The following is a 15,424-nucleotide window of genomic DNA, read 5'->3' on the forward strand; positions in this document are numbered from 1 at the left end:
CACCTTGCAAGGTGTCCACAGTTGACTAACTTGTGCTAGCAGAAGTTCCTAGGCCCCGGCGCCGACCCTCGGTGGGGGCACCCCGGGGATTACGGCGAAGGGAAGGCCGCGCGGGAGGCCAGGGCCTCGGCCAGCTTGGATTGGGCGTCCACCACGGAACGGGCGACGGCGGGCGAGAGGTCGGTGCGCGACAGCAGCGCCCGGCAGAGGTCGAGGGTTTCCGGTTCGACCAGCCGCAGCGGGTAGGCGAGGGCCGCCACATTCCCGAGCGCGTCCTCGCCCAGCCACGACGCGAGGGCGGGGATGTCGGTGAAGTAGCGGGAAGCATACGGCCGGACGAGGTCCAGATCAGGCGTGGTCCAAAACGCGCTGGCGATCGCATTCAAGTCGTAATTGGACCGGTCGCGATTCTCCGTCAACTCGCGCCAGGCCCACGCCTTGGCTTCGGCGGTCGGGCGCATCGCCAGCGCGGACAACGCGCTCTGCTGACCGGCCAGGCTGTCGTCGACGCGCTGGAAGTACTCGATCTCCTCGGCGTCCATCGCCCCGAGGGCGGCCAAGGCGCGCACGACGTACCACCGGAAGTCGGAGTCGTCGGCGAGCGCCTCAGGCAGCGCCTCCCCGCTCAGCCACGCGCGCAGCAACGCCACGTCGTCGACGGTTTGGACGAACAGGCGCGCCGCGATCAACCGGCCCCCTTGCGTGGGGGCCCCGCGCAGGAGTTCGGCGGCCGCGGCCGCCACCTCGGCCCGGGCCCCACCAACCTCACCCGGCGGCAGGAAGACCGGCAGGATGCGTCCGATCACCTGAGCGCTGACGCGGTTCAGGATCGACTCGTTGCTCTCGACCGGCCATGCTCGCCCGACGCAGGTGAGGACGTCCCGCGGGTCGATGCGTGCGGCATACATGCCGTCGAGGAGGGCGAGCCAGGCGATGGCGCGCGCCTGCACGTCCGGGATCGAGGCGAGCCCGTGGGGGAGGTTGGCGAGCGTCTCCCCATCCAGGCTGCTCACTGCCCACGTCAGGTCCGAGGCATTGGGCAAGACGATGTCGGCGCGCGCCGCGTCGAGGAGCTCCGGCCAGCGTTGCGTCGCTTTCGTCAGGGTCCCGCGGACTCGGAAAACCTCTGTGCCACTGGTGAATCCGGCGATATCAAAGGTATGGGGACGGCGCACCCGCGGCACATAGTCCGGCGTCGAGCGGGCCACCCGACCCGTCGCCTGGAAGGCACTCAGGTCGTCCAGCCCCTCCGTCTCCAACCAGACCCGACTCCACTCGCTCAGGTCACGCCCACTCGCGCGCCCCATCGCCGCCAGAAAGTCGGCGAGCTCCCCATTGCCGAAGGCGAGCGAGGTCAGGTACTCGCGGACACCGGCGACGAAGGCGTCATCGCCGATGAAGGTGATCAGTTGCCGCAGGACGGCGCTGCCCTTGGCGTAGGCGATGCCGTCGAAGTTGTTGAGCGCCGCCTGGGCGGTGGGCGCCGCCGATCCGGCCACCGGGTGACGCGATGGCGCCCGCTCGGCCGCGTGCCCCCACAGCTTGCGCGCCATCGTCGAATCGACCCAGGCCTCGGTGAACTCGGTCGCCTCGACGCACGTGCGATGCGCCATGTATTCGGCGAAAGATTCGTTGAGCCACAAGTCATCCCACCAACGCATCGTCACGAGGTCGCCGAACCACATGTGTGCCATCTCGTGGGCGATGGTGTTGCTGCGGGTCAGGATCTCGTCATTGGTCGCGGCACCCCGGAACAGATAGATGTCGCGGATCGTCACGCAGCCGGGGTTCTCCATCGCGCCCGCGTTGAACTCCGGCGCGAAAACCTGGTGATACTCCCCGAACGGATACCGAATGCCAAACAGTCGGTGGTAGTAGTCGAATGATTGCCGCGTCACGGTGAGGATCTGCTCGGCCTGGGCGTGCAGGGCCGCCTCCAGGGACGCACGCGCGTGGATGCCGAGTGGTATGCCGTCGTACTCGGTCTCGACGCTCACCCACGGCCCGGCGCAGATGGTGACGAAATAGGTCGCCAGCGGGGCGGTCGTGGCGAGTTCCCACACCCCTTCTCCGGTATGCCGCGCGGCACCGTTCCCGAGGACCCGCCAGGTGGGCGGGGCCTCGACTCGGACGGTGTAGGGCGCTTTGAGGTCGGGCTGGTCGAAGCAGGCGAAGACCGTGGGGGCCGCATCGAGGAACATGTGCCCGTAGATATAGACCTCGTCGTCGGCGGGGTCGACGCTGCGATGCAGACCCTGGCCATCCGTGCTGAACGCCATCGTCGCCTCGACGTCGAGGACGTGCGTCCCGCCGAGGCCGGTCAACGGGAACCGACCGTCGGCCAAGGCGGCGACGTCGAGCTCCGTGCCATCGAGGGCGATGCGGTGCAGCGTGCGCGGTCGCAAGTCCACAAAGGTCGAATCCTCGGTCGCGGTGAAGCGGATGGTGGTGCGCGAGGCAAAGGTGCGATCGTCGCCGCGAAGGTCGAGGCTCACCTCCATCGCGTCGACGGTGATCGCCCGGGCCCGTGCCCGCGCCTCGGTCCTGGTCAAGCTGGCTGGCACGCGGCCATCCTGCCGTGCTCATGGCTCGCGTGGGCGGCCCGAGACAAACCTTTTCGCGGCCCAGGAACCGAATGTGCGCGAGCCGAGGCCAGCCCCGAGGTCAGCGTCGAGGTCAGCGGCGGATCTGGGCCCCGCCCGCCATCGCCTCCAGGCGCGCGATCCGGTCACCCATCGGGGGGTGGGTGGCGAAGAAGCGGGAGACGTCCTGCGCGCGGAACGGGTTGGCGATCATCATGTGCGAGGCGTTGACGACCTGCGGGGTCGGGGCGAGCGGCGCACGCCGGGTGCCCATCTCCAACTTGCGCAGCGCCGACGCGAGCGCGAGCGGGTCGCCGGTGAGCTTCGAGCCGTCTTCGTCCGCGTCATACTCCCGCGTGCGGCTGATCGCCATCTGGATCACCATGGCCGCGAACGGGGCCAGCAGCGCCATCCCGATCAGCGCGATCGGGTTGGGCCGGTCCTCGTCATTGCCACCGCCGAAGAACATCGCCATCTGCGCAATGGACGTGATAACACCGGCGACGGCCGCCGCCACGGAGCCGGTAAGGATGTCGCGGTTGTAGACGTGCATCAACTCGTGCCCGAGGACGCCGCGCAACTCGCGCTCGTCCAGGAGTTGCAGGATGCCCTCGGTGCAACAAACGGCCGCGTGGCTCGGATTGCGGCCGGTCGCAAAGGCATTGGGGGCCGCCGTCGGGGAGATGTAGAGCGCCGGCATCGGCTTCCCGGCGGCGGTCGAGAGCTCGCGGACAATGCGATACATCGCCGGTGCTTGGGCCTCGCTGACGGGATAGGCGCGCATGGCGCGGATCGCGAGCTTGTCGGAGTTCCAGTAGGAGTAGAACGTCATCCCGAGGCCGAACAGCGCGAAGAGGTAGATGTAGCGGCCACTGCCGACGAGCGACCCCATCCCCAGCAGCAGCGCCCAGATGAGGCCGAAGAGTCCAGCGGTCTTCAGACCGTTGAAGTGGTTGTGCATATGCGCTCCAACGCCGTCGCAGGGGAATTTCGTTCCCGTCAGCGCGCCAGGCCAAGGCCGAGGCCGGGCAGGAGCGACAACAGGATGAGGGCGGCCGAGATGACCAGGAGGGCGATGAGAAGTCCCGGGTCGAGACGCTCCCCCCGCGTCGTCGGCGCGTCGGCAGGGGCCGGGCGCACGGCATACAACAGCCACCGGAGGTAGACCGCGATCCCGAGCACGATATTGACCACGAGGACCGCGACCAGCCACCACTGGCCCGTCGCCACGACCGGACCGATCGCGGCGATCTTGGCTACAACGCCGACAACGGCCGGCGGCAGCCCCGCCAGGGCGAGCAGGCCGAGTCCGAGCACGACGGCCAGCAGGGGACTGCGCCGCGCCAATCCGAGGTATGCCGCGAGCGAGCGTCCGCCCGCCCCCTCGGCGCGCGGGTGGACGGCGGCCGTCACCCCGAACACGGCGAGGGAGCCGAGGACGTAGACGAGTAGGTAGGCGACCGAGGCGCTCACGGCCGATGGCGTGAGCATGGCGAGCGGCGCGAGGACCCACCCGGCTTGCGCGATGGTCGACCACGCGAGGAGGCGGAGGGGGTCGTCCATGCGCAGGGCCAAAACATTGCCCAGGGTCATCGAGGCGGCGGCCAGCACACCGACGACCAGGCGGATCGAGTCGGCGTCGTCGCGGCCCATGGCGGTTAACGAGACCAAGGGGCCGAGCACGACAATCGCCGCGCCGACGGCGGCGGCCTTGGACACCGTCGCGAGGTAGGCGGCGATCGGCTCGTCCGCGACGACGAAGGCCTGCGGCGTCCACGTGTGGAACGGCACCGCGGACAGCTTGAAGCCCAGGCCGGCGACCAGGAACAGGATGGCGAGGAGGAGCACGCGATGGCGCTCCGGATAGTCGAAGGCGACCCGCAGGGTGTCCGTCGAGAAACTCGCATCGCCCGTGGCGAGCACCCACAGGCCGATACCGACCGCGAGCAGGGCGAAAGAGGTCAGCGAGACCATCAGGAGCGAGAGCGCCCCACCCTCGGCGCCCCGGCCGCGACTGAGGGCCACGAGCGCCACGGCCGGCAGGGTGGCCAATTCGATGGCGACCAGCCAGGTCGGCAGGTCTCGGGCCGCGACGACCATTGCCGCGCCGGCCGTGGCCGCGAGCACGAGGGCGACAGTCACGGCGGCGCCGCCGCGCTGCATACGGTCGAGGTGGCGCGTGCCCGGACCGAGCATGAGCAACACCAGCAGACTCGCCGCGAGCGCGATCAGTTGCAGGGTGAGCCCGGTCGGCCCGGTCTCGTAGAAACATCGGCCCTCGGGGCCGGGCGTGCATAGGGTGCGGGTCGGGGTCGCGGAGGCCACGGAATAGGGCAAGGCACCCAGACCGGCCCCGAGCGAGGTGAGCCCGATCGGCAGGTGCAGCCCACGAGCCCGCGGCGCGATGGCATCGACGACGAGGACGAGCAGGGCACCGAGAGCCGGCGCCAGCACCGGCGCGAGAACCCAGTAGTCGAGGTCGATCAACCCGGCGGACGGTAAGGCGGTCACGGGACCATCCCCCCGACCAGCGAGGCGCCGGAAAAGACGAGATAGGGCGCCAGCCCGATGACGATGATGGCGATCACGAGCACCCCGGTCACGATGGCTTCGACCGGCGACAAGTCACCAGACCGGTCACGCGGGGCCTCGTTGCCCATCCAGATCAGCTTCGCGACGCGCAGGCTGTATGCCGCGGCCAGCACCGCCCCGAGGGCGGCGGCAATGGCCAAACCGCGCATCACCATGAGATCCGGAGTAAAGGCGTCCAGCCAGATCTGGACACCATCGACGTGGTACTGCGCCTCGAGAGGGCTGTAAGCGAACCAGCCAATCTGCTCCGAGCCCTGCAACCAGACCAAAGCCGCCGCCGGGCCCCCACTGGTGGGATTCCACGCGGCCGTGATGGCGAGGAACTCCCCCCAAAATCCGGCTAGACCGGGAAGGCCGAGGCTCCCGGCGAGCCCCACCATCAGCGCCACGCCGAGACCGGGCCAGGATTCGCGCAGAGCCGGTCGGACGACGGACAAGTCGACGCTCCCCCACCGCTCCTTCAAGCCTCCGACCACGAAGAAGAGCAACGCGGAGATCACGCCATGCGCCACATTGGCGATGAGCGCAGCCTGGAGACCGAGGGCGGAGCCGGTGCCGAGCGCAAGCGCGATGAAGCCCATGTGCGCCACGGACGAATAGGCGATCAGCCGTTTCAGATCACGCTCAACGAGACAGATCAACCCGCCCCACAGGATGCCAACCACCCCAAGAATCGCCAGCCCAGGCCCGAGCCGCGCGAAGCCGTTAGGGGTCAGGGCCAGCGGCAGGCGGATCAGGCCGTAGGTGCCCATCTTGAGCAGCACCGCCGCCAGCAGCACCGACCCGGCGGTCGGGGCGATCGTGTGGGCGGGCGGAAGCCAGGAGTGGAACGGGACCAGCGGCACCTTGACCGCGAGACCAAGGACGAGCAGCCCGGCAATCCAGAGTTGGACGTCTCGCGGCACGCCCGCCCCCAGGATGAGTCGCATGTCGGACGTCCCGGCGTGGGCGACGAGGGCAAGGATCCCGACGAGCATGACGCTGGAACCAAAGGCGGTATAGAGCACGAACCGCAGCGCCGCCGCGCGCCGCGCCGCGCGATCGTGGTCGTCGCCGAAACGATGGATGAGCACCCACATCGGGATGAGGACGATTTCGAAGGCGATGAAGAAACCAATCACGTCGCGCGTCCAGAAGGTCGCCAGGGCCCCGAACTCCACGAGCAGGAGGAGCCCGAAGAACAACCCGGCCGAGCCGCCTCGCGGGCGGTGTCGCATGCCGTGGACGACCACCAAGAGGGTGATCCCAGCGGTGAGAAGCGCCAAGGGCGAGCTGATCGTGTCCGTGGCGAAGCGCGCACCAACAGCCCACTCGTCGATCCGACGATCGGTGATCTCGATACGGCCGGACCTGGCACCGACCGTCGTGACCGTGGCGGCGAGCGTAGCCACGGACACGGCTAGTGCCATCCAGCCGGCAATTACTGCCCGAATGCGGCGCGATCCGAGGATCAGCAGCGACCCGAACACCGCCGGAATGGCCAGGGCGAGAATCATCCCCACAGCGCCACCCCGGCCATGACGAGGAGGCCGAGGACGACCCAGAGGAGATCCGTCGACACCCGCTCGGGTGCGTGGGCGCGGACGCCCGTCCGCCCGCCGAGACTCACGACCCAGCCCGGCGCCCGCACATAGCTCTCGATGATCTCGCGATCCACATAGGCGACGACCCGCGCGAGCGCGAGCACGGGCTTGGCGACTACCGCGACGTATGCCGCGTCCGCCCCCCAGCCCCGGCTGGCCCGGGTCATCAGCGGTGCGGGGTCCGCGGCGTCGTCGGGGCGCAGCCGCAGGCCGACGAGCACGCCCGTGGCGATCAGGACGACGCTGACCCCGAGCAGGGGAAGATCGAGGTGGCCAGGGTCGAGCGGGCTGACGAGAAAGACGAGGCCGCCGGCCAGAGTCGCGACCGCGAGTGCCACCAGCGTGGCGCGGGCAAGGAGGCCGGTGCGCGGCGCAGGCCCCGCCTCGGCGCCCGGAACGGTTCGGGGACGGGCCACGATGAGGAACGCCCGCGTGGCATACGCCGCTGTCATCGCCACCGTGACGAGCAGCGCGGCGGTGACCATGCCCTGCCGCAGGCCCGGGCCGTCCCCGTCCGTCCACGCGGCCACGGCGATGACGTGCTCCTTGGAGAGCCCGCCCACCGTGAACGGGACGCCCGCCAGTGACACCAGCCCGAGCCCCCAGACGGCCGTGGCGAAGATCGAGGTCGCCCCGACTCCGCTCAGGTCCCGGGCCGCCGTCGAGCCGGCCAGCACGGCCAGCCAGCCGACGGTGAGGAAGAGCAGCGCCTTGAAGATCGCGTGCGAGAACAAGTGACCAGCGGCCGCGCCCTGCCCGTCGACGGCCGTCTCGGCAACGGCGAGCGGGCTGAGCATCACGCCGACCTGACTGATCGTGGACCAGGCGAGGATGCGCTTGACGTCGGTTTGGAGGAAGGCGGTGAACGCGGCATACGACATCGTTGCTGCCGTCGCGCAGGCGAGCACCCAACTCGCCACCGTGGCCGAGTGCAGCGCCGCCGCGAGCCGGGTGAGCACCCACGTGCCGGCGGCCACCATGGTGGCCGCATGGATCAGGGCAGACGCCGGGGTGGGGCCCTCCATGGCGTCGATGAGCCAGTCTTGGAAGGGGATTTGCGCTGACTTTCCCAGCACGCCGATGACCAAGGCCGTCATGGCCACGTCGGTGGCCCGACTGCCGTCGGCGTGCTGGACAACCGCCCCATAGTCGCTCGATCCGGCGATCGCGATGAGCGCAACGATCCCGATGACGAAGGCAGCGTCGGCGAGCCGGGTCACCAGGAAGGCCTTGTATGCCGCGCGCCGCGCCGCCGCCTTGCGACTCCAGTGCCCGATGAGCAGATAGGAACACCACCCCATGACCTCCCACCCAACGAGGGTGAGCACGAGGTCGCGGGAGACGACGAGCAGCAGCATCGCCCCGGCGAAGAGGCTCACCGTGGCTTGGAAGGCGGGGCGGCGATCGTCGTCATCGAGATACGACGCGGCAAAGACCTGCACCGCCAGCACCACGAGCAGCACCGTCGCCGCGATGGTCGCGACCAGCGACGTCGTCGCCAGCCGCGCGGGGAAGAGGGGCAGATAGGTCGAGGCGCCGGGAGGCGCGGTGCGTAACACCGGCAGGGTGTAAGCGCCGTGCGCCCCCATCACCGCGACCACGCCGAGCCCGGCCGCGACGAGCGCCAGCAGCTGAGCCAGCCCGGAGGCGAGTCGTCGGCTGACAAGGCCGGCTCCGAGAATGAGGGGCGCTCCCCCGACGAGGACGAGGAGCGCCCACGCGACGGCGATCGGACCCGTCATCGCGGGTCCCCGGTTTCCGCTGCTGCGGGCGCGCTGGCCGGCAGCGCAGTCGTGATCGAGATGTCGATATTGTCGCGGCGGCGGAAGACGGCAACGATGACGGCGAGCGCCAGCACAACCTCCGCGGCAGCGATAGTGATGATGAACAGGGTCAGCACATTGCCCGCCTGCCAGCGGTCACCGCCCACCGCGCCCGCCGTCACCAGCAACAGACCCGCGCCCGCGAGCATCAACTCGATCCCGATCAGCACCAGAACCGCGTTGCGGCGGGCGAGCACCCCGTAGGTGCCGATGCCGACGAGGGCGGCGGCCACGGCATACGGCAGGAGGAGGTGAATCATGACTCCCCCTGCGCGCGTCCGCCCGTCAGGCGGGCCACGCTGAACGCGCCGATGAGCGCCAGCAGCAACAACAACGACAGGGCTTCGAACGGCCACACCCACGTCGCAAACAAATCGCCCGCGATCACCGCCGAAACGACCGGGGTGCGTGCGACCGCCTCGCGCCCGGCCAGTGGGACGAGCACCGCCAACAACAAGGCGGTGACGCCGCCGCCCAGCAATGCGGCCAGCGCACGGTGCAGGCGCGAGGTGGTGTGCTCCGGGCTCGGCCCGATCGGCGCGCGGGTGAGCATCAACGCGAAGATCACCAGCACCACCACGGCCCCGACATAGACCAGCACCTGGACCAACGCGACCAACTCGGCGCCGAGCACGAGATAGCAACCGGCCAGGCCCCCCAGGCTCAGGACCAGCCACAGCGCCGAATGGACCAGGTGGCGGGTGGTCACCGCAAGCACTGCCGCCGCCAGGGTGACGGCGCCGGCGGCAGCAAAGGCGAGGTCGAGGCTGGTCACTCGGGCGCCCCGGCCGGCGAGCGGCGGATCACGCGGGCGGGCCGGGCCGGTGCGCGCTGGGCCGTGACCTCGGCTGGGTCGGCGGCGCCGGAGTCGAGGGCGGCGGGCGCGGGCACGCTGTCCATCCAGCCGCCGAGCCGGTCCTTCTCATGAAGCAGGTCGCGGATGTCGAGCTCGGCATACTCGAACTGCGGCGACCAGAACAATGCGTCGAACGGGCAGACCTCGACGCAGATCCCGCAGTACATGCACAGGGAGTAGTCGATCGCGAACCGGTCGAGCACATTGCGCTGGCGGTCGCGCCCGCCCGGGGTGGCGGCCGGAATCGTCTCTTTGTGGGCGTCGATGTAGATGCACCAGTCCGGGCACTCGCGCGCGCACAACATGCAGGAGGTGCAGTTTTCTGCCAGCAGCGCGATCACGCCCCGGCTTCGCGGGGGGAGCTCCGGACGGACATCGGGATATTCCTGCGTGCTCGTATGCCGCGTCATGGTCCGCGCGGTCGTCGCCAACCCCTTGAGCAGCCCCGGGACCACCCCCTTGTGCTCGCTCACGGCGACCAACCTAGCCCGTTGGTCGCCTCGGCGTGGGCGCCTCCGCCCAGTGCCGGCCTCACGGGCGCCGCCCTCACGACGACCCGCCCATCAGCACCACGCCGACCGCGGTGACGGCGAGTTGGAGCAGGGCCAACGGGATCAGGGTCAACCACGCGAAGCGTTGCAGTTGGTCCTCGCGCAACCGTGGCCACGACACGCGGATCCAGATGAGGAGCAGTGCGATGACGAAGCCCTTGAGCAGCGTCCACGCCCAGCCTGCAAGGTCGTCGAACGGGCCCCGCCAGCCGCCGAGATAGAGCGTCGAGAAGAGCAGCGACATCACGACGATGCCGCCGTACTCGGCGAGCAGAAAGAACGCGAACCGCAGGCCGGTGTATTCGGTGTAGGGGCCAAAGACAATCTCGGCGTCGGCGATCGGCATGTCGAACGGTGGACGTTGCAACTCGGCAACGGCGGCCACCAGGAACACCAGTGCCCCGGGCAGCTGCCACAGCAACCACCACGGCTTCCAAGCCTCGATGATGCCGCCGAGGCTCAGCGTCCCAGCGGCCAGCGTCACAGACGCCACCGCCAGGGCCAGGGGCAATTCGTAGGCGATCAGCTGCGCCGCGGAGCGCATCGCGCCGATCAGGGCGTACTTATTGGCGCTGGCCCACCCCGCCACTAGCGTCCCGAGAATGCCGACGCTGGTCGCCGCCAGGACGAACAACGCCCCGCCCGGCAGATCGGCCACCGCGAAGCCAGGATGGACCGGAATCGCGGCCAGCGCCACCAGATAGGGAATGAGCGCTAGCGCCGGCGCCAGCCGGAACAGTCGCTTGTCCGCCGCGGCCGGGACGATGTCTTCTTTCTGCACGAACTTCGCGCCGTCGGCGACGAGTTGGGCCCAGCCGTGGAACCCACCGGCATACATCGGCCCGAGCCGCCCCTGCATGTGGGCCATCACTTTGTGCTCGGTCTGCCCGACGAGCAACGGCAGCAGCAGGAAGGCCGCAAGCAGGCCGGCCGCCCGGAGGATGACTTCGAGCGTGCTCATCGCGGCCCCCACTCGGCCGGAGGGACGCCGGGAGGCATCATCTTGCGGCGCCCGGGGCCACCGCCATGCGGCTGCCCCGGCTCCTTCGCGCCCGGCCAGTCCTTGCTCACCCGGGCGGTCAGCACGAAGTCCTTCCGCAGCGGATGCCCCTCGAAGCCGTCTGGAAGCAGCAGCGGTCGTATGCCGAGCCCCGACCCATCATCGAACCCCACCACCTCGACCCCGAACATCTCGGCGACCTCACGCTCGTGCCACGCCGCCCCGCGAAAGACCCCGGTCACGCTCGGCAGCGGCTCGCCGGCAGCCGCATCGTCACCAGGAGGCTGGCGAGGGCGCCGGGGCCGCCCGCGGCATACAGATGCGCAACGACATCGACCCCCGCCGGGTCGCCGTCGCTCTGGTCCACCGCGGTCAGCCAATCGAAGTAGGTGAAGCCAGCAGCGCGCGCTTGCGTCAGGGCGGCGACCCAGTCGCCGACCTCCACCTCGCGCCGCTCATCCATCACATTCGGCAGCCTAGTCATGGCCGCCGACAGCCGGGTGGCGACAGCCGTGAAGGAGCGACGAAGCGGCCCCAGAACAACGGCCGTTCAGGCAGGCCGGAACTCCAGCACCTGCAGATCTGCCCCCAGAGCCACGGCGGTGCGTCGTGATGTCGAGGAGGACGCCACCGACGCGGACTTCGCCGGGACATACCGCCGGATCGCCCACGGCTTGGCCCACTGGAACTCAGCGGTCACCACCCCCGGGTCGACCCGGCGGCGCTTGATGGGGTCCCAGATGGAGGCGAGTGATCGCCATACATAAAGAAGGTAGGCCGCGCCCGGCACGGCGACGAGGGCGAACCGGAGATCGGCGGGCCCACGCAGGACGGTCATCTCGAGGCCGGGACCAACAGCCGTGCCCGGGCCGCTCGCCCGCCGCGCGATGGCCGCCAGATTCGCGAGGGCGACGAACGCCGGCTTCGGGCTGAAGTCGTGGCGCAACATACCGAAATGCGCCTCATGGTTGGTCAGGCCGGGATCCGGCCACTCATCCAGCAACTCGAAGATCGCGATCTTGGGAACGCGGCGGATGAAGTACTCCAGGAGCAGCCGCGGGGCATACACCCCGGCCACGTCCTCGGGCGTGTGGTAGTGCGTCGCCGTCGAGTTGTTGGCGTTGTGCCACCCGGTCTCGCTGAGGATCATCGGCCTGTTGCCGCACACTTTGCGCTCCTCGCGCATCACCGCATCGGTGCGATAGCCAGGGACGAATCCGCCCGTGTAGAGGTGGATATTGCCCAGGTCCATGATCGCCGAGGCGTTGCCGAACTGCTCGTAGCTCCCGGTCCGCCAGGCGAACTACGGACCCACGACCGGGATCGCCTTGGTCGCCGGAGTGGCCTTGGCGGCGTGGTAGAGCCGGGTTTGATGCCGGCGCAACTGCGTCACCCAGTTGTAGTCCCACTCGTTGGCGCCTTCCATCATGGACACCGAACCACGCAGTTTCGTCGCGACCAGAGCCACCAGTTCCTCCGGAGTCCCCGCCAGCTGGCCGGGGAATCCCATCACCGTGTCGGCGGTGATCCCGTTCGCGGCGAGTTGGTTGATCCAGTTCACCTGGCCGGGATTTCCGGTCACCAAGCCGGTGCGGATCCACCGCACCTCCATCGCCTTCAACGCGGCGATGATCCGGGGATGCTCGCCCCATGGTCCGTCGTGTTGGTGACCACTTGCATGCCGAGGGTGCCGACGAGGTCACGCAGCGGTCGAGCCGCGACGAAGGCGCGTCTGGGGGTCGCCTCTTCCTCGTATGCCGCGGGGTCGCCCCCCGCGTCAGCCTCGGCTCGACCTGTGGTCGCGACGCCGAGCCCACTGGCGCCAAGGGCAGCGATGGCCGTTCGGCGGGTGAGACTGGTGGATGGGGCGACGGGAGCGGCGTCGGGGGTCATCGCCCGATCGTTCGGGCGTCAAGACCAGTTGTCAAGCGCTCCCGGATGGGTCCCCGAGGCCGACCGCGGGGGTGGCCGGGGGCGAGACGAGTGGGCGCGCGAGGTCGGCGGCGGACGCGAGCCGGTGCCCGGCATACCGATGGGGGACGGACTGGCCGACGCGCTCGCGCGCGATCTTCTCCTGCAGAGTCAAGATTCCGTGCAGCAGCGCCTCCGGGCGCGGCGGGCACCCCGGCACGTAGACGTCGACCGGGATGATGGTGTCGACTCCTTTGGTCACGCTGTAGGAGTCCCAGTAGGGCCCGCCGGAGTTGGAGCAGGCGCCGAACGAGATGACGTACTTCGGCTCGGGCATCTGGTCATAGAGCCGCCGCACCGCCGGTGCCATCTTGTCGGTGACGGTGCCCGAGACGATCATCAGGTCGGCCTGCCGCGGTCCGGGGGCGAGTGGAATGACGCCGAGCCGCATGAAGTCGTAGCGGCCCATCGAGGTGGCGATGAACTCGATCGCGCAGCAGGCCAGGCCGAAGTTGAACACCCACAGGCTGTAGCGCCGCCCCCAATTGAGCACCAACCGCATGGGCTTCGGCGCGTGCGCCCCCACCGCCCCCACGCGCGGCGTCGGCAGATCGACCGGACTCATGTGCCTCACCCTAGCCGCGGGCCCACTCCTTGGAACTTCTGTGCCGGGAGCGAGGGCCGGGCGCGAGGGAGCGAGGCGTCACATCCAGCGCAGCAGCCCGCGGCGCACCGCATGGGCCAGGCCGATCAGCACGATGCCCACGAAGATCCCGACCTCCACCAGGCTGGCGACGCCCAGGTCGGTGCGGGCGACCAGCGCCCACGGGAACAGATAGACCGCATCGACGGCGAAGATCACATAGAGGAAGGCGAAGCCCAGATAGCGCACCTGCGTTTGCGCCCAGTCGCGCCCGATCGGGTCGACGCCGGACTCATAGGTCGTCACCGTTGCCGGCAGCCCGACCCGCGGAGCGAGCAGACGCCGCACCATCATCGCGGCCGTCACCAGCAGCACGCCCGACAAGACGACCGCCGCGACTACCACATACGACTGCACCGCCCCAGGCTAGCGGCCGAGGCGGTGCAGTGCTGATGCGTGCGTTCCAGTCGTGATGCGTATGCCGATCCCTCAGGCCGGCGAGATCTCCAGGATCTGCAACTCGGCCTTCATGGGCACGATCGAACGCGAGGTCACCTCGGTGGCGACCGGGTTGGATGACAGCGAGGGCACGAAGCGATTGACGCTGCGGTTGGCCCCCCAGGCGAGTTCGGCGGTCGTGGTGGTGGGCGTCAGCCGGATGCGCTTGTTGGGGTCGTAGATCGAGGCCAGGCTGCGCCACAGGAACAGCAGGTAGCGACCATCCGAGCGCGCCAGCAGGCACGACCGCAGGTCGCTGGGCCCTTCGCGGAAGCTGAACTCCAAGGGAGCGCCGGCGCGACCGGTCGTGCGGTACTGCCGCTTGAGGATGATGTTCATGTTCGCCAGCGCGGTGAAGGCCGGCTTCGGGGTCCAGTCGGTGTTGAGCAGCCCGAAGTGCGCCTCGTGGTCGGTGCCCGCCGGGTCGGCCGGGTTGTCGATCAGCTCATAGATCGACATCTTCGGCACGTCGCGGATGAAGTACTCCAGCGGCAGGCGCGGGGCATACGTCCCGGCCACATCGAGCGGCGTGTAGTTGTGCGTTGCCTTCGAGTTGGGCGCGTTGTGCCAGCCGGTCTCCGTCACGAACTGGGGCTTGGAGCCGCAGACCTGTCGCTCCATCGCGATCAGGTGGTCGGAGCGGTAGCCAGGAACGAATCCCCCGGTGTAGAGATGGAAAGTCCCCCAGTCCATGATGCTCGACCGATTACCGAGTTGGTCGCAGCCCGTTCGCATGCCCAGTGCGGGGCCGGCGACCGGGATGTTCAGCGTCGCAGCGGTTGACTTCGCGGCATTCCACAGGCGGGTCTGGTGATTGACCACCTCGCTGATCCAGTTGGATCGACCGCTGAGGTTCCATTCGTTGGCGCCCTCCATGCTGTGCACCGCGTTCGGGAAGGAGGTCGCGATGAGCGACACCAGCTGTTCCGGCGTGCCTGCCTTGAACGTCGGGTCGCCCATGACGGCGTTGGTCTTGAAGCCATTGGCCGCGAGCTGGTTGGTCCACGTGATCTGGCCTTTGTTGCCCATGAAGATTCGTGACCGGATGAAGGTCACGCCCAGCGTCTTCAACGCCGCGAGAACCTGGTCCCGTTGGCCGTATGGGCCCTTCGCGGTCGACGTAGGGCACGTGACCCCCATGAGGGACGTCAGACCCGTGAGGCTGCGACCGGACGAGCGGTAGGTACGCCCGACCTCGATCGGGCGAAGGGCCCCAGGCGCCATCGGCGCGAGGGCGAGGCCGGCGGCGCCGGCCAGGGAGGAGCGGCGGCTCAGGCCGGCACGCGACTGCGGGGCGATGTCCGCGGGGTCGACCTGGGACGGGTCGATCAGGCTAGGTTTGGGCGCAGGGGATTGCGAATCGGCGGGGGACATGGGCGGGGGGA

General features: G+C 69.3%; 17 protein-coding genes. All 17 read right to left on the reverse strand.

The genetic code is table 11. The features are described from left to right. Positions 1-89 precede the first annotated feature (89 nt). The 17 genes from pepN to BN13_RS02590 all read right to left on the reverse strand — a co-directional run bounded on the left by pepN (position 90) and on the right by BN13_RS02590 (position 15,413). Entirely contained in the window at positions 90-2,564 is a 2,475-nt protein-coding gene (gene pepN / locus BN13_RS02515; protein WP_084733524.1) for an aminopeptidase N, read from the reverse strand. A 112-nt stretch (positions 2,565-2,676) separates the two neighbouring features. Next, complete coding sequence (htpX, locus tag BN13_RS02520) at positions 2,677-3,543, reverse strand: zinc metalloprotease HtpX (RefSeq protein WP_048544172.1); 867 nt, start codon at positions 3,541-3,543, stop codon at positions 2,677-2,679. A 38-nt stretch (positions 3,544-3,581) separates the two neighbouring features. Then, positions 3,582-5,093 (reverse strand): NADH-quinone oxidoreductase subunit N, encoded by a 1,512-nt coding sequence (locus tag BN13_RS02525; RefSeq protein ID WP_048544174.1) that lies wholly within the window; start codon positions 5,091-5,093, stop codon positions 3,582-3,584. Continuing rightward, positions 5,090-6,670 carry a complex I subunit 4 family protein gene (locus BN13_RS02530; RefSeq protein ID WP_084733887.1) on the reverse strand — a complete coding sequence of 527 codons (1,581 nt, stop codon included), beginning with the start codon at positions 6,668-6,670 and terminating at the stop codon, positions 5,090-5,092. The genes BN13_RS02525 and BN13_RS02530 overlap by 4 nt, the downstream gene beginning before the upstream one ends. Further along, on the reverse strand, positions 6,667-8,499 hold the full coding sequence (locus BN13_RS02535; protein WP_048544180.1) for an NADH-quinone oxidoreductase subunit 5 family protein: 1,833 nt from the start codon (positions 8,497-8,499) through the stop codon (positions 6,667-6,669). Before BN13_RS02535 ends, BN13_RS02530 begins: the two co-directional genes overlap by 4 nt. Further along, a complete protein-coding gene (gene nuoK, locus BN13_RS02540) occupies positions 8,496-8,840 on the reverse strand; it encodes an NADH-quinone oxidoreductase subunit NuoK (protein WP_048544182.1) in 345 nt (114 codons plus the stop codon). Before nuoK ends, BN13_RS02535 begins: the two co-directional genes overlap by 4 nt. After that, positions 8,837-9,355, reverse strand: a complete 519-nt coding sequence (locus BN13_RS02545) for an NADH-quinone oxidoreductase subunit J family protein (protein WP_048544184.1) — start codon at positions 9,353-9,355, stop codon at positions 8,837-8,839. The genes nuoK and BN13_RS02545 overlap by 4 nt, the downstream gene beginning before the upstream one ends. Beyond that, a complete protein-coding gene (locus BN13_RS02550; protein WP_235433908.1) occupies positions 9,352-9,909 on the reverse strand; it encodes a NuoI/complex I 23 kDa subunit family protein in 558 nt (185 codons plus the stop codon). The genes BN13_RS02545 and BN13_RS02550 overlap by 4 nt, the downstream gene beginning before the upstream one ends. Before the next feature lie 73 nt (positions 9,910-9,982). Then, entirely contained in the window at positions 9,983-10,948 is a 966-nt protein-coding gene (nuoH, locus tag BN13_RS02555) for an NADH-quinone oxidoreductase subunit NuoH (protein WP_048548790.1), read from the reverse strand. Beyond that, complete coding sequence (locus BN13_RS20135) at positions 10,945-11,229, reverse strand: NADH-quinone oxidoreductase subunit C (RefSeq protein WP_235433909.1); 285 nt, start codon at positions 11,227-11,229, stop codon at positions 10,945-10,947. The genes nuoH and BN13_RS20135 overlap by 4 nt, the downstream gene beginning before the upstream one ends. Further along, positions 11,226-11,453, reverse strand: a complete 228-nt coding sequence (locus tag BN13_RS20140; RefSeq protein WP_235433910.1) for a hypothetical protein — start codon at positions 11,451-11,453, stop codon at positions 11,226-11,228. Before BN13_RS20140 ends, BN13_RS20135 begins: the two co-directional genes overlap by 4 nt. An 84-nt stretch (positions 11,454-11,537) precedes the next feature. Further along, positions 11,538-12,239 carry a glycoside hydrolase family protein gene (locus tag BN13_RS02565; protein ID WP_048544186.1) on the reverse strand — a complete coding sequence of 234 codons (702 nt, stop codon included), beginning with the start codon at positions 12,237-12,239 and terminating at the stop codon, positions 11,538-11,540. 51 nt (positions 12,240-12,290) lie between these two features. Beyond that, on the reverse strand, positions 12,291-12,608 hold the full coding sequence (locus tag BN13_RS02570) for a hypothetical protein (protein WP_157038399.1): 318 nt from the start codon (positions 12,606-12,608) through the stop codon (positions 12,291-12,293). Beyond that, entirely contained in the window at positions 12,605-12,880 is a 276-nt protein-coding gene (locus tag BN13_RS02575) for a hypothetical protein (RefSeq protein WP_048544190.1), read from the reverse strand. Before BN13_RS02575 ends, BN13_RS02570 begins: the two co-directional genes overlap by 4 nt. Positions 12,881-12,911: 31 nt before the next feature. Beyond that, a complete protein-coding gene (locus BN13_RS02580) occupies positions 12,912-13,523 on the reverse strand; it encodes an NADH-quinone oxidoreductase subunit B (protein WP_048544192.1) in 612 nt (203 codons plus the stop codon). 78 nt (positions 13,524-13,601) lie between these two features. Then, positions 13,602-13,958 (reverse strand): NADH-quinone oxidoreductase subunit A, encoded by a 357-nt coding sequence (locus BN13_RS02585; protein WP_048544193.1) that lies wholly within the window; start codon positions 13,956-13,958, stop codon positions 13,602-13,604. Positions 13,959-14,030: 72 nt separating this feature from the next. Further along, entirely contained in the window at positions 14,031-15,413 is a 1,383-nt protein-coding gene (locus BN13_RS02590) for a hypothetical protein (RefSeq protein WP_048544194.1), read from the reverse strand. Between the last annotated feature and the right edge of the window lie 11 nt (positions 15,414-15,424).

This window comes from Nostocoides jenkinsii Ben 74 (genome assembly GCF_001046875.1).
In the GTDB taxonomy this organism is placed as follows: Bacteria; Actinomycetota; Actinomycetes; order Actinomycetales; family Dermatophilaceae; genus Nostocoides_A; species Nostocoides_A jenkinsii.

Excerpts from the sequence above, each read along its gene's own strand:
- BN13_RS02590 (WP_048544194.1), bottom strand. The coding sequence starts at position 15,413 with ATGTCCCCCGCCGATTCGCAATCCCCTGCGCCCAAACCTAGCCTGATC.
- BN13_RS02580 (WP_048544192.1), bottom strand. The coding sequence starts at position 13,523 with ATGAGTCCGGTCGATCTGCCGACGCCGCGCGTGGGGGCGGTGGGGGCG.
- BN13_RS02565 (WP_048544186.1), bottom strand. The coding sequence starts at position 12,239 with ATGGACCTGGGCAATATCCACCTCTACACGGGCGGATTCGTCCCTGGC.
- nuoH (WP_048548790.1), bottom strand. The coding sequence starts at position 10,948 with ATGAGCACGCTCGAAGTCATCCTCCGGGCGGCCGGCCTGCTTGCGGCC.
- htpX (WP_048544172.1), bottom strand. The coding sequence starts at position 3,543 with ATGCACAACCACTTCAACGGTCTGAAGACCGCTGGACTCTTCGGCCTC.
- BN13_RS02575 (WP_048544190.1), bottom strand. The coding sequence starts at position 12,880 with ATGACCCCCGACGCCGCTCCCGTCGCCCCATCCACCAGTCTCACCCGC.
- nuoK (WP_048544182.1), bottom strand. The coding sequence starts at position 8,840 with ATGATTCACCTCCTCCTGCCGTATGCCGTGGCCGCCGCCCTCGTCGGC.
- BN13_RS02530 (WP_084733887.1), bottom strand. The coding sequence starts at position 6,670 with ATGATTCTCGCCCTGGCCATTCCGGCGGTGTTCGGGTCGCTGCTGATC.
- BN13_RS02535 (WP_048544180.1), bottom strand. The coding sequence starts at position 8,499 with ATGACGGGTCCGATCGCCGTCGCGTGGGCGCTCCTCGTCCTCGTCGGG.